The sequence below is a fragment of the Bradyrhizobium sp. AZCC 1719 genome, assembly GCF_036924525.1.
Lineage (GTDB): Bacteria > Pseudomonadota > Alphaproteobacteria > Rhizobiales > Xanthobacteraceae > Bradyrhizobium.
The window spans coordinates 6,814,979-6,828,860 of the sequence record NZ_JAZHRU010000001.1 but is presented as its reverse complement, the minus strand read 5'-3'; the positions used below and the strand labels follow the sequence as shown (position 1 = coordinate 6,828,860).

The 13,882-nt window shown below is 64.1% G+C and carries 11 protein-coding genes; 7 read left to right on the top strand and 4 right to left on the bottom strand.

Translation table 11 applies throughout. The annotated features are described in order from the left end of the window. Positions 1-80: 80 nt before the first annotated feature. Positions 81-2,873 carry a phosphoenolpyruvate carboxylase gene (ppc, locus tag V1292_RS32195; RefSeq protein WP_334376563.1) on the top strand — a complete coding sequence of 931 codons (2,793 nt, stop codon included), beginning with the start codon at positions 81-83 and terminating at the stop codon, positions 2,871-2,873. 164 nt (positions 2,874-3,037) lie between these two features. On the opposite strand, the gene V1292_RS32190 is transcribed toward ppc, so the two are convergent. Further along, positions 3,038-3,973: an SMP-30/gluconolactonase/LRE family protein gene (locus V1292_RS32190; protein WP_442894596.1), complete on the bottom strand. Its 936-nt coding sequence runs from the start codon at positions 3,971-3,973 to the stop codon at positions 3,038-3,040. 405 nt (positions 3,974-4,378) lie between these two features. On the opposite strand from V1292_RS32190, the gene V1292_RS32185 reads away from it, so the two are divergent. Then, positions 4,379-5,539, top strand: coding sequence for an IS110 family transposase (locus V1292_RS32185; RefSeq protein ID WP_334376561.1), 1,161 nt, complete (start codon positions 4,379-4,381; stop codon positions 5,537-5,539). Between the two features lie 449 nt (positions 5,540-5,988). Here V1292_RS32185 and V1292_RS32180 read toward each other — a convergent pair whose 3' ends face one another. The 3 genes from V1292_RS32180 to V1292_RS32170 all read right to left on the bottom strand — a co-directional run bounded on the left by V1292_RS32180 (position 5,989) and on the right by V1292_RS32170 (position 8,570). Continuing rightward, positions 5,989-6,903, bottom strand: coding sequence for an SDR family oxidoreductase (locus V1292_RS32180; protein WP_334376560.1), 915 nt, complete (start codon positions 6,901-6,903; stop codon positions 5,989-5,991). Between the two features lie 108 nt (positions 6,904-7,011). After that, positions 7,012-8,151 carry a thiolase C-terminal domain-containing protein gene (locus V1292_RS32175; protein ID WP_334376559.1) on the bottom strand — a complete coding sequence of 380 codons (1,140 nt, stop codon included), beginning with the start codon at positions 8,149-8,151 and terminating at the stop codon, positions 7,012-7,014. Between the two features lie 5 nt (positions 8,152-8,156). After that, entirely contained in the window at positions 8,157-8,570 is a 414-nt protein-coding gene (locus V1292_RS32170; RefSeq protein WP_334376558.1) for a Zn-ribbon domain-containing OB-fold protein, read from the bottom strand. Positions 8,571-8,819: 249 nt separating this feature from the next. Here V1292_RS32170 and V1292_RS32165 point away from each other — a divergent pair, with 249 nt between their 5' ends. The 5 genes from V1292_RS32165 (at position 8,820) to V1292_RS32145 (ending at position 13,874) form a co-directional block, all read left to right on the top strand. Next, complete coding sequence (locus V1292_RS32165; RefSeq protein WP_334376557.1) at positions 8,820-10,169, top strand: amidase; 1,350 nt, start codon at positions 8,820-8,822, stop codon at positions 10,167-10,169. Next, entirely contained in the window at positions 10,162-10,848 is a 687-nt protein-coding gene (locus V1292_RS32160) for a DUF2848 domain-containing protein (RefSeq protein WP_334377227.1), read from the top strand. Before V1292_RS32165 ends, V1292_RS32160 begins: the two co-directional genes overlap by 8 nt. A gap of 198 nt (positions 10,849-11,046) precedes the next feature. Beyond that, a complete protein-coding gene (locus V1292_RS32155; RefSeq protein ID WP_334376556.1) occupies positions 11,047-11,790 on the top strand; it encodes a 2OG-Fe(II) oxygenase in 744 nt (247 codons plus the stop codon). A gap of 12 nt (positions 11,791-11,802) precedes the next feature. Next, entirely contained in the window at positions 11,803-12,456 is a 654-nt protein-coding gene (gene alkB, locus V1292_RS32150; RefSeq protein ID WP_334377226.1) for a DNA oxidative demethylase AlkB, read from the top strand. A 179-nt stretch (positions 12,457-12,635) separates the two neighbouring features. Beyond that, a complete protein-coding gene (locus V1292_RS32145; RefSeq protein ID WP_334376555.1) occupies positions 12,636-13,874 on the top strand; it encodes an MFS transporter in 1,239 nt (412 codons plus the stop codon). The last annotated feature ends 8 nt before the right edge of the window (positions 13,875-13,882 follow it).

Below are 13,882 nucleotides of genomic sequence, written 5' to 3'. Positions count from 1 at the left end.
CACCGCCTCCATCTTTATCTTGCACTGCGGCAAAAAAATTGCACACTCGGAAGAGCCGGGCAGTTTGAGGTAGCCAGCCAATGTCTTCCCAGACCGTGCCTTCCGAAATCGAAATCCGGTTCAACCGGAGCGATGAAGCGCTGGCGTTGGAGGAGGATGCCCGGCTGCGGACCGATATCCGCCTACTTGGGCGCATTCTCGGCGACACCGTGCGCGACCAGGAAGGCGGCGATGTGTTCGACCTGGTGGAGCGGATCCGCCAGACCTCGATCCGGTTCCACCGCGACGAGGACAAGCTGGCGCGGCGTGAACTCGAGACCATCCTCGACAGCATGTCGATCAGCGATACCGTGCGGATCGTCCGCGCCTTCAGCTATTTTTCGCATCTCGCCAACATCGCCGAGGACCAGAACAACATCCGCCAAATGCGTGGCCGCGGTCCCGGCGGGCCGCGACCGAGCGCGCTGACTCAGACGCTCGCTCACGCAAAGACCGCCGGGATCAGCGCGGCCGAGTTGCGCTGCTTCTTTAAAGGCGCCCACGTCAGCCCGGTCCTGACGGCGCATCCGACCGAAGTCCGCCGCAAGAGCACGATCGACCGCGAGATGGAGATCGCCGCGCTGCTCGACCGGCGCGAACGCGTCCAGCTTACGCAGGAGGAGGCCGAGGCCTGTGATGAGCAGTTGCGCCGCGCCGTACTGACGCTGTGGCAGACCAACCTGCTGCGCCGGACCAAGCTGACCGTGCTCGACGAAGTCGCCAACGGCCTGTCATTCTACGATTACACCTTCCTGCACGAGGTGCCGCGGCTGCATTGCGCGCTGGAGGACCGGCTGAACCGGGAGGAGGGCGGCGCGCCCGGCGAGCTGGCGTCGTTCCTGACCGTGGGAAGCTGGATCGGCGGCGACCGCGACGGCAACCCCTTTGTCACTGCCGACGTCATGCGCGGCACGCTGCGCCTGCAGTCGAGCCGGGTGATGAACTTCTATCTGGAAGAGTTGCATGTCCTCGGCTCCGAATTATCGCTGGCCGCGCACCTTGCCGACGTCTCCGACGAGTTGCGCGCGCTCGCCGAGCGGTCGCCGGATACGTCGCCGCACAGGAGCGGTGAACCGTATCGGCTGGCAGTGTCGGGCATCTATGCAAGGCTGACCGCGACCGCTGCAAAGCTCGAGGTCGAGACGACGCGTCGTCCGGTCGGCGAGGCCGCGCCTTATGCGAGCGTGAAGGAGTTCAAAGCCGATCTCGACGTTCTGAATCGTTCCTTGATTGCGAACAATTCGGGCGTGATCGCGCGCGGTCGGTTGCGCTTGCTCCGTCGTGCCGTGGATTGCTTCGGCTTTCATCTCGCCCGGCTCGACATCAGGCAGAATTCCGCGGTGCACGAGCGCACGGTCGCGGAACTGTTCGATGCCGCGATTCCCGGGATGTCCTATCTGGCGCTGAATGAGGAGGCCCGTGTCCATCTGCTGCTGCGCGAGCTGCGCAGTGCAAGGCCGCTGAGCTCGGTGTTCGTCAAGTACAGCGAAGAAACACGCGGCGAACTCGCCATGTTCCGTGCCGCCGCCGAGGCCCATGCGCGCTTCGGCCCCGACGTGATCCGCCAATGCATCATCTCCATGTGCAAGGGCATGTCGGACATGCTGGAGGTGGCGGTGCTGTTGAAGGAGGTCGGCCTCGTCAATCCTTCCGGTCGCAGCGCGATCAACATCGTGCCGCTGTTCGAAACCATCGAGGATCTGCAGGCCTCATCCGGCATCATGGACCGGATGCTGGCGCTGCACGATTACCGCCGGCTGGTCGACAGCCGCGGCGGCATCCAGGAAGTGATGCTCGGCTATTCCGACAGCAACAAGGACGGCGGCTTCGTCACTTCGGGCTGGGAGCTGTATAAAGCTGAAATCGAACTGGTCGACGTGTTCGAGCGTCACGGCGTGCGCTTGCGACTGTTCCACGGCCGTGGCGGATCGGTTGGCCGCGGCGGCGGGCCGAGCTATGACGCCATCATCGCGCAGCCCGGCGGCGCGGTGAACGGACAGATCCGCATCACCGAGCAGGGAGAAATCATCTCGAGCAAATATTCCAATCCGGAAGTCGGCCGCAGCAATCTGGAAATCTTGGCCGCAGCCACGCTGGAGGCGAGCCTGCTGCATCCCCGGCAGAGCGCGCCGCGGAAAGAGTATCTGACGGCAATGGAGCAATTGTCGGCGCTGGCATTCAAGGCCTATCGCGGGCTGGTCTATGAGACCGAAGGTTTTGCCGATTATTTCTGGGGCTCCACCGTCATCACCGAAATCTCGACGCTCAACATCGGCAGCCGCCCGGCGTCGCGCAAGAAGACCCGCGAAATCGAGGACCTGCGTGCCATCCCCTGGGTGTTCAGTTGGGCGCAGTGCCGGCTGATGCTGCCGGGCTGGTACGGCTTCGGCTCCGCGGTCGAGACCTGGATCGCGGAGCACCCGGAGCAGGGCATGCCGTTCCTGCAGGAACTGTACCGCGAATGGCCGTTCTTCCGCACGCTGCTGTCGAACATGGACATGGTGCTGGCCAAGAGCTCGATTGCGATCGCCTCGCGCTATGCCGAGTTGGTGCCGGACGTGGCCTTGCGCGAAAGCATCTTCGGACGCATCCGGCGCGAGTGGCATGCCTCGATCGAGACCCTGCTCGACATCATGGGCCACGAGCGCCTCTTGCAGGGCAACCCGCTGCTGGAACGCTCAATCCGCAACCGCTTCCCCTACCTCGATCCGCTCAACCACGTGCAGGTCGAGCTACTGAAGGAGCATCGCTCGCATAGTCCGGACGAGCAGGTGCTGCGCGGGATTCAGCTTACCATCAACGGCATTTCGGCGGGGTTGCGAAATAGTGGGTGAGGGTGGGCGACGGTCTCACCCCGTCATTGCGAGCCACCCGGTCGGCGCAAAGCGCCGCCGGATGACAGGCTCCGCGAAGCAATCCATCTCTCTCGGCACACGCGGATGTATGGATTGCTTCGTCGCTTCGCTCCTCGCAATGACGGTGGGAAGCGTTCAAGCGTTCACGGCTTCATCGCGCCCTGCGCACTCGTATAGACCGCATAGAGCGATGACGAGCCGCAGATGTAGAGTCTGTTGCGCTGCTGACCGCCGAAGCACAGGTTGGCGACGGTTTCGGGAATGTGAATCTTGCCGAGCAGATCGCCGTCAGCCGTATAGCAACGCACGCCGTCCTCGTTCGGATCGCCCCAGCCCACGGAGCACCACAGACGCCCGGCGGTGTCGCAGCGCAGCCCGTCGGTAATGCTGGGCTTGGGCATGTCCGCAAAGACTTTGCTGTTCGAAAGTTTGCCAGCCGCGAGGTCCACGTCGAACACGCGAATATGCGACGGGTTGTCCGGCCCGTCGGTGAAACCGGTGTCGCAGACATAAAGTTTCTTCTCGTCGGGCGAGAAGCAAAGCCCGTTGGGCTCCACGAAGTCATCGACGACCATCTTGATGTCGCCAGATTTCGGATCGACCCGGTAGACGTTCTTCTTTTCCTGCTCGGGCTCGGCCTTGATGCCCTCGTAATAGCCGCCGATTCCGTAGACCGGATCGCAGAACCAGATCGAACCGTCGGCCGCGACGACCGCGTCGTTCGGCGAGTTCAATCTCTTGCCGTTGTACTTGTCGGCGATGATGGTGATCGAGCCGTCGAGTTCGGTCCGCGTGACCCGCCGGCCGGAATGTTCGCAGGTGATCAGCCGTCCTTCGCGATCGATGGTATTGCCGTTCGAGTTCATCGACGGCTGGCGATACACGCTGAGATGACCGTCATCCTCCGAGAAGCGCATGATGCGGTTGTTGGGAATGTCGGAGAACAGCACGTAGCGTCCGGCTGCGAAGTAGACCGGGCCTTCAGCCCAGCGGAATCCGGTTGCGACGCGCTCCACCGCCATCGTGCCGGCGAACGCCGGGAAGCCGGTCGGTCCGAACGAAACCTTCGGCTTTTTCATCGACTCCAGGCGAGAATCTGGATAGCGGGCGCCGGGAAGCGGGCCGAGCGGCAGAGGTGGCGTTGCCGTGGTTGGCGCGCCGGTCTGGCCAAGCGGCGCCACCGAGGCGGCAGAGGCCGTCTTCATCGTCACGGCGGAGGCGGCAAGCGCTGCCGCGCCCGTCAATATCTTGCGACGGTCAAAACCGCCGCCTTGTTGTTGGGAATCGGAAAAGGTCAGCGAGGTTGTCATGATTTCCTCCCACGTTTTTGTTGGAAGGAAAACATCGGCTCGCATTCCGGCATAAAGCGGGCGGGCTGTGGTGAAACAACCCGCGATGGCGGGCTGCTTGGTAGATTCCATGGGCGGTGAGCGTGGCCTTTCCGATAGGTTTGGGTTTCCACACTCGAACCCACGGAGAGACAGATGCAAGCATCGACCATAGCCACGCCCACCGCCGGTCATTGTGGCACAATTTTCGTTGCGATCGAACTGAGTCAGAAGACCTGGCTGGTGACGCTGCACAGCCCGGACAGGGGCAAGATGTCGCGCCACAAGCTGGAAGGTGGCAATCATGCCGAGCTGCTGGCGCTGATCGATCGGGAGCGCACTCGGGCGGCTCGGGCGCTGGGAGGCGTTCCGGCGTTGGTGAGTTGCTACGAAGCGGGCTACGATGGCTTTTGGCTGCACCGGCTTCTGCTGGCGGCCGGCATCACGAACTACGTATTTGATCCCGCGAGCATAGCGGTGGATCAGCGGGCCCGGCGGGTGAAGACCGACCGGATCGACGGCGAGAAGATGCTGCGGACGCTAATGGCGTATTTGCGCGGCGAGCCGCGGGTGGTGCGGATCGTCCGGGTGCCTGCTGCCGAACAGGAGGACGCCCGCCGCGCCAGCCGCGAACGCGACCGGCTGGTTAAGGAGCAGACCGCGCACACCAACCGGATCAAGGCGCTGCTGCGGCTATTGGGCATGGCGGTCGGGAACCCGCGCCGGCGCGACTGGCTGAGCTGGCTGGCAACGCAGCGGGACTGGCAGGGCCAGGCGGTGCCGCTGCAGATGCTGAGCGAGATCCGGCACGAGCACGCGCGGCTGATGCTGGTGCGCGAGCGGCTCGATGAGCTCGCCAAGGCAGCGGCTCAAGCGGATGCAACCCCTGCGGCGGCGCAGATGACCAAGCGCAGCGATCTGCTGCTCCGCCTCAAATGCCTCGGCCCGGCGTTCGCGACGACGTTGACCAACGAAGTATTCTACAAGGACTTCCGCAACCGCCGCGAGGTTGCGAGCTATTTCGGGCTGACGCCCAGTCCGTGGCAAAGCGGCGGGATTGATCGCGACCAGGGCATCAGCAAGGCCGGCAATCCGCGTGCCCGTTGTGCCGCGATCGAACTGGCCTGGCTGTGGCTGCGGCATCAGCCGGACAGCAAACTCACCCTAGAATACCGCAAGCGCACGCTCGATGCCAGCAAGCGCATCAAGCGCGTCGCCATCGTCGCCTTGGCACGCAAGCTGATGGTGGCGCTCTGGCGCTACCTCACGACCGGCTTGGTGCCTGACGGCGCGGTGCTCAAAGCGGTAAAGGTGTAAACGCTTCAACGAACGCGTCAGCGTCGCGGCATCTGCTGCGGTCAGCGCGGGATGGATGGTGACCGTGCCACCCTTGGGCCAGCAAAATACAGGCCGTTTCGTAGATGGGTCTCATCCTCGTGGCTTCCTCGCCGCATGCATGCGGAATGTGGGTACGGATCACAGCGGTCCGACCGGATATGAGGTGATGCAGTGAGCTGCTGCATAAATCGCCGGAAGCCAGTCCCTGAGCGCACCGACCGCGGCGGCACGCTGCGCTACGCATGGCTCCGCGCGCCGCCGCTATACCTGACGCGAAAAACTACACCCAAGCCTCCGTCGGCATCCTTGACTCAAAACGCCTCATATGAGGGTGGGCAAAGCGAAGCGTGCCCACCATTCAAGCTGACGATCTCGGAAGGATGGTGGGCACGGCGCAAAAGTGCGCCTTTGCCCACCCAACATTTCTGTCAGATCGGATCCCAGGTGAATATGTCTGCGGAGCGGTCGAGCTTGTAGAACGATCCCGCAAGCGCCGGCATGCCGTGCTCGGCGATGGTCTGCGGCGTCCAGCCTTCGCTCCGCTGCACCGAGCGCAGCGGACGATTCTGGCTGAACAGGAAGATCTCGTTCATGCGCACGCCGAAGATCTGTCCGGTGACGTCCTTGGCGGCGTCGCTAAGCAGATAGGCGCAGAGCGGCGCGATCTTCTCCGGACCCATCTGCTGGATTTTCGCCACGCGCGCCTTCTCGGCCTCGGTCTCGGTGGGGATGGTGCCGATCATGCGGGTCCAGGCGAACGGCGAGACGCAGTTCGAGCGCACGTTGAAGCGGCCCATGTCGAGCGCGATCGACTTCGACAGGCCGACGATGCCGAGCTTGGCGGCGGCGTAGTTGGCCTGGCCGAAGTTGCCGATCAGGCCCGAGGTCGAGGTGAAGTGCACGAAGGAGCCGCTCTCCTGTTCGCGGTACAGCCGCGCCGCGGCGTGGCTGACATAGAACGAGCCCATCAGGTGCACCTTGATGACAGCCTCGAACGCTTCGACACTCATCTTATGGAAGATCATGTCGCGCAGAATGCCGGCATTGTTGACGACGCCGTCGAGCCGGCCGAAATGATCGGTCGCCGTCTTCACGATCTTGCTCGCGGGGATAGCTTCCGCCACCGACTCGAAATTGGCGACCGCGGTGCCGCCGCGCTTCTTGATCTCCTCGACCACTTCCTCGGCGGGCGCAGCGCTCGAGCCGGCACCGTCGGCGGCGACGCCGGGATCGTTGACGACGACCTTTGCGCCTTCCGCGGCGCAGAGCAGCGCGATCTCGCGGCCGATGCCGCGGCCGGCGCCGGTGACGATGATGACTTTGTCTTGCAGTGATTTTGCCATTGGGGTGTCTCCTGTTGTCTTCGTCATTCCGGGGCGCGCATAGCGCGAACCCGGAATCTCGAGATTCCGGGTCTGGTCCTTCGGACCATCCCGGAATGACGAAGGTGGTTACTTCTCGTTCGTAAAGATGATCGTGCCACTTGCCGCAAACATGCCGCCGACGCCGTGGCAGACCGAAATCTTCGCGTCCTTGACCTGCGCCGGCGCGATGCCGCGCATTTGCCGCACGCTTTCCTGCAGCGCGTACATGCCGTACATGCCGGAATGCATGTAGCTCAATCCGCCACCATTGGTGTTGAGCGGCAGCTTGCCGCCGGGGCGGGTGTTGCCGTCGGCGATGAACTTGCCGGTCTCTTCGTGCGGCATGAAGCCGAGATCGCCGAGGCCATAGAGCGGCAGATGCGCGAAGGCATCATAGATCATCAGATGATCGACGTCCTTGTGGCTGATGCCGGCCTCCTTGAAGGCGGTGGGGCCTGCGATTTTGAAGGCGCGCGAGGAGTTGAATGTCTCCATCTGGCTGACCATCGGCGTTTCCACGCTCTCGCCGGTGCCGAGGATATAGACCGGCTTTCTCGGAAAGTCCTTGGCGCGGTCGCCCGAGGTCAGGATCAGCGCGCCGCCGCCGTCGGTAACGAGGCAGCACTGCAGCAGGCGGAACGGGTAGGCGATCATCCGCGAGTTCAGGACGTCCTCAACCGTGATCGGGTCCTTCATCATCGCGCGCGGATTCTTTGCGGCCCATTCGCGCTGCACGACAGCGACCATGGCGATCTGTTCATGGGTGATGCCGTAGGTCTTCATGTAGCGCAGCACCGGAATCGGGAACATGCTGGGCGGCCCGTAGACGCCGAACGGCGCCTCGAACTGGCCCTGCAGGCTGTCGGCGGGGATCGAGCGCGGCAATTTGCCGATCATCGACTTGCCGCTCTCGGCATGCGTGATCAGCACGGTCTTGCACAGGCCGGCCTCGATCGCTGCCGCCGCATGGCGGACGTGCAGCATGAACGAACAGCCGCCGACGGACGTGCCGTCCACCCAGGTCGGCGTGATGCCGAGATAGTGGGCGATCTGCTGCGGGGTTTCCACGGCGGTCGCGATACCATCGATGTCGGACAGCTTGAGCCCGGCATCGGCAATAGCATTGAGCGCCGCATCCGCGTGGAGCTGGATCTGCGACATGTTCGGGATGACGCCGAGTTCCGTGGTCTCAGCAGCGCCGACGACGGCAACTTGATTCCTGCGCATGGTGCTTAAGCCTTCGCCGGACGGAACATGGGAAGGGTGATCTTGTCGTCGAGCTTCTCGAACGCGACCTCGAGCTTCATGTCGAGCTCCAGCGCCTCCGGCGTCTGCGGGCAATCGATGATGTTGCTCATCATGCGCGGGCCTTCGTCGAGTTCGACGACCGCGATCGCGTAAGGCGGGGTGAAGCCGGGCGCGGCGGGGCGGTGGTTGATGACATAACTGTAGAGCTTGCCCTTGCCGCTGGCCTTGAAGACGGAAACCTTGCGCGAGGCGCAGGACGGGCAGAACGGGCGCGGCGGAAAATAGACGTTGGCGCAGGCGTCGCAGCGCTGCAGCCGCAATTCACCGGCCTGCGTGCCGTCCCAGAAATGCTGGGTCTCCGGGGTTGGCTTTGGTTTGGCGCGCGCGGGCTCGGCCATGTCGGCAGTTTCTCCTTGGGGAAGTCGGGCGTTGCCCGCTTGTTGCGGTCTTGATGCGACATTTGTCTATTGCCCGTCAACGGCCCGAGCGGCGACGGAGATGCATGGCCGCATTCCCGCGCCCGAGAGCGCTTGTATGCCAGCGTGTCTCGGGCAATAGTCCGCGCCACGGCAAATCGCCGATGCAGCTTTCGACATCGGGCTTGCATCGGACCATGAGTGACGCCACAGGAAATGAACAAGAGAGCCATGCCTGACCATCCGACGCTTGCCAGTCTTGCTGCCGATCTCGACTCCGGACGCACCACCGCGCGCAAACTGGTCGAGGAATGCCTCGCCAGGATTGCCGATTCCGCAGGCGAGGGCGCACGGACCTTTATCCACGTCGACAAGGACGCGGCGATCGCCGCAGCCGATGCGATGGATCATTTGCGCAAAGCGCGCGCCGCGCCATCGCCCTATGCCGGCATTCCTGTCTCGATCAAGGATCTCTACGACATCAAGGGGCAGGTGACCCGCGCCGGGTCTCGCGCGCTGGAAGATTCTGCGCCGGCCGAAGCCGATGCGCCCGTGGTGGCGCGGCTGCGCAGGGCCGGCTTCATCGTGATCGGCCGCACAAACATGACCGAGTTCGCCTATTCCGGCATCGGCATCAATCCGCACTACGGCACGCCGAAGAGCGTCTGGAATCGCAGTGTCGGCCATGTGCCTGGCGGCTCGTCCTCGGGCGCGGCGGTCTCGATCGCCGACCGCATGGCGTATGGCGCGCTCGGCACCGATACCGGCGGCTCCTGCCGGATTCCGGCGGCCTATAACGGCATCGTCGGCTACAAGCCGACGCAGGCGCGCGTGCCGCTCGACGGCGGCGTGCCGCTGTCGTCCTCGCTCGACAGTTTTGGGCCGCTGGCGCGTACGGTCGGATGCTGTGCGGTGCTGGATGCTGTGCTCGCGGACGAAGCCGTGCAGCCGTTGCGGCCGCGCACCGTCAAGGGCATGCGGCTCGCGGTGCCGACCACGATCGCGCTCGACGACCTCGACGAGGAGGTCGCCAAAACCTTCGAGCGCGCGCTGGCGACGCTGTCGCGCCACGGCGCGTTGATCGAGCGCATCGAGGTGCCGGAATTTCACGACGTCGGTATCATGAACAGCAAGGGCGGTTTTGCCGCCGCCGAAAGTTACGCCTGGCACCGTTACCTGCTCACCGGCAAAGGCGACATCTACGACCCTCGCGTCCGCGTCCGTATCCTGCGCGGCGAAGGCATCAGCGCGGCGGACTATATCGACATCCTCAAGGCGCGCCGCTCGTTCATTGCCCGAACCGAACAGCGCATCGCGCCCTATGACGCGCTGGTGCTGCCGACCACCGCGAATACGCCGCCCAGGATCGCCGACCTCGCCGACGATCAGGCCTTCACCACGCAGAATTTGCGCGCCTTGCGCAATTGCACCCTGATCAACATGCTCGATGGCTGCGCGATCTCGCTGCCCGCGCATCGCGAAGGCGAGGTGCCGGTCGGACTGATGCTCGCAGCCGCCGGCGGATCGGATCGCCGCATCTTCGAACTCGCCGCCGGAATGGAGGATGTCATCCGTGTTTGACCTGACCTTCAACGTCGACGACAAGGGCATGCTGACGCCGCTGACGCTCGCGATCGACCAGGCCGTCATCGCCGGCTGGACCGGGCGCGATCCGGTCGCGCGCGACAAGCATATCGCCGAACTGGAAGCGCTCGGCATCGCGCGCCCCGCGACGACGCCGATTTATTATCGCTGTTCGGCGCGGCGGATTACCCAGGACGATCGTATCGAGGTAACGGGTGGCGATTCCAGCGGCGAGGTCGAGTTCGTGCTGATCGGCTGGCAGGGCCGCATCTTCGTCGGCTGCGGCTCCGACCACACCGACCGCAAGGTGGAGAGCTGCAGCGTCACCGTCTCGAAACAGATGTGCGACAAGCCGGTGGCCTCGGTGCTGTGGGAGCTGGAGGAAGTCATCGGTCACTGGGACCGGCTGATCCTGCGCTCCTGGGCCATCATCGGCGGCGCGCGGGTGCTGTACCAGGAAGGCACGCTCGATGCGATGCTGCCGGTCAAGGACCTGATCGACCGCGGCTTTGGCGGCAAAGGCCTGCCTGACGGCTGCGCCATGTTCGGCGGCACCTTTGCCGCCAAGGGCGGCATCCGGCCCGCTGATCGCTTCGAGTTCGAACTGGAGGATCCCGTGCTGAAGCGGAAGATCAGCCACGGCTATGACGTGATCGCGCTGCCGGTGCTGGGCTGACGCGGGACTCTAACCGCCGTCATTGCGAGGAGCGAAGCGACGAAGCAATCCATCTATCCCCGAGCTGAGGCGTGGATTGCTTCGCGGAGCCTGTCATCCGGCGGCGCTTTGCGCCGACCGGGTGGCTCGCAATGACGGGGATGGAACTCGTCAGAAATCGGGTGGTTTTGTCGTGGCCTGATTGCGAGACTAACCGTCATGAGAGCAACCGCAAGAAACATCCACCATCCTGCCCCCGACATCGCCGCCCGCGTCGATGCCATCGACTGGACGCAGGTAACCGCCGACCTTGACGCACAGGGCTGCGCCGTCCTGAAGGGATTGTTGTCGCCGGACGAATGCGCTGCGCTGGCCGCGCTTTATCCCGATGACAAGAACTTCCGCAGCCGTATCGTGATGGGGAGCCACGGCTTTGGTCGCGGCGAGTACAAGTATTTCGCCTATCCGCTGCCCGACCTGATCGCGCAGTTACGGCCGGCGCTTTATGCGCGGCTTTGCGGCATCGCCAATCGCTGGAACGAGACGATGGGGATCGACATCCGCTATCCCGACAAGCATGCAGCATTCCTGAAACGCTGCCACGATGCCGGGCAGACGCGGCCGACGCCGCTGCTGCTGCAATATGGCGAGGGCGACTACAATTGCCTGCATCAAGACCTCTATGGCGAGCACGTGTTCCCGCTGCAGGCCGCGATCCTGCTGTCGGAACCGGGTCGCGATTTCGAAGGCGGCGAGTTCGTACTGGCCGAGCAGCGGCCGCGGATGCAGTCGCGGCCCGAGGTGGTGCCGCTACGGCAGGGCGATGCCGTCGCGTTTGCTGTGCATCATCGGCCGGTGCAGGGGACGCGTGGGCCCTATCGCGTTAATCTGCGCCACGGCGTCAGCCGGATCCGCTCCGGCCATCGCCACACCGTCGGCGTGATTTTTCACGATGCCAAGTGAGTGCTGATAGAATTGACTGCGGATTTGTTCGAGGCCGTGCCGGATGTGCGCCCATCGCGCGAAGCGATGGCGGATGGCGCGGTATTGCTGCGCGGATATGCGAAGCCCTTCGAAAACGAAGTGGTCGCGGCGTTGCGCGAGATCATCGCGCGAGCGCCATTCCGCCGTATGTTTACGCCTGGCGGTCACCAGATGTCGGTCGCCATGACCAATTGCGGCAGCGCCGGTTGGGTGACCGACCGCAGCGGCTATCGCTATGACGGCATTGATCCGGATTCCGGGCAGCCTTGGCCGGAGATGCCGCCGAGCTTCCGCGTAATTGCCGAGCAGGCAGCCGCCGAGGCTGGCTTTGCCGGCTTCGCGCCCGATGCCTGCCTGATCAACCGCTACACGCCCGGCGCACGAATGTCGCTCCATCAGGACAAGGACGAGCAGGATTTCGCCGCGCCGATCGTGTCGGTGTCGCTCGGTCTATCCGCAATCTTCCTGTTCGGCGGCCCAAAGCGCGCCGACAAACCGAAGCGCTATCGGCTCGAGCATGGCGACATCGTGGTCTGGGGCGGACCGTCGCGGCTGTTCTTTCACGGTGTCGCGCCGCTCGCCGACGGCGTGCATGCCCTGATGGGCCACCAGCGCATCAATCTCACTTTCCGCAAGGCGCGGTAATTCCTTCTCCCCTTGTGGGAGAAGGTGGCGCGAAGCGCCGGATGAGGGGTTCTCTCCGCGGATAGAGACCCCTCATCCGCCTTCGCTTTCGCGAAGGCACCTTCTCCCACAAGGGGAGAAGGGAAGAGGCGTTCCATCGAGCTTTTCCCTGGTCTATGCTCTCTCCGCCGGGGGCCGACATGACCACCACAGAAGCGAAGACCGATACGGCCACCAGTGCTAATAGCACGGGCGTCTATCTTGCCGTGCTGCAGCTCGTATTCACGCTGGGCTGGACCACTTACGTCATCTATCTGCCAAAACTCTGCGCCGATGTCGGCATCGCGCCATCAGCCGTGATCCTGATCCTGATGCTGGATCAGGCAATCTTCACCATCACCGACACCGCGATGGGGGTTGCCGCCGACAAGATCGCACCGTTCGTCGGCAAGCTAGGCGTCTTCGTCGGCGCCTTGACCGCGATCTCATGCGCGGCCTTTGTCGCGCTGCCGTTCGTGGCGGGTACGGGGCCGGGCGCGCAGGCCTGGTTCATCGCCCTGATCCTGATCTGGGTCGTGACGTCATCGGCCCTGCGCGCGCCGCCGCTGACACTGTTAGGCAAATACGCCGCGCGGCCGGCGATTCCATTTCTGTCGGCTCTGGCGATGCTTGGCTACGGTCTGGCCGGCGCCGTCTCGCCTTATCTAGGCCTGGTTCTGCGCAACCACGACCCGCGGCTGCCCTTCGTGATCTCGGGCGTGGTATTGCTGCTCACCACCCTGGCGCTCTCGAAGGTCGAGCGTGATCTGGCGCAGGCACCTCGCGTCGCAAAACAACCGGTCGCGCCTGCAAAACCGCTTGGCCCGATACCGACATTCTTCATCGCCTCGATGGTGATCCTCTCGCTCGGCTATCAACTGCATTTTTCCATCAACAGCACGCCGTTCTTCCTGCGGTTTGCCAAGCCGGACGAACTGCCATGGCTGATGCCGGTGTTCTGGATCGGCTTCAACATCGCGATGTTTCCGGCGAGCGTCGTGGTCAAGCATCGCGGCGGGCTGATCGTAATGGGCGCCGCCGGCCTGCTCGGCGCACTGGCCGTGTTGGGCGCGGAGATGGCCGGCAATCTCAACATGCTGATCGCGGCGCAGTTCCTGGCCGGCGCGGCGTGGGGCTGCATGCTGATGGCTGCGGTTTCGGCGGCGCTGGCGATCGGGGAGACCGGCGCCGAGGGCAAGGTGGTGGGGCTGGTGTTCTCCGCGCTGGCGCTCGCGACCTTTGCGCGGATGGCGGCGGTGGCCGGCGGCCTGCAAAAGCTGCCGGAATATGCGCCGCTGTTGCACTGGGCGCCGGTGGCGTGCTGGTCGGTTGCGGGAGCGGGGGTGCTGGTGATCGCAGCCTCGCGGATGCAACGCGGTGGGGCGGAGAGGAAGGTTTAAGTTTCTCC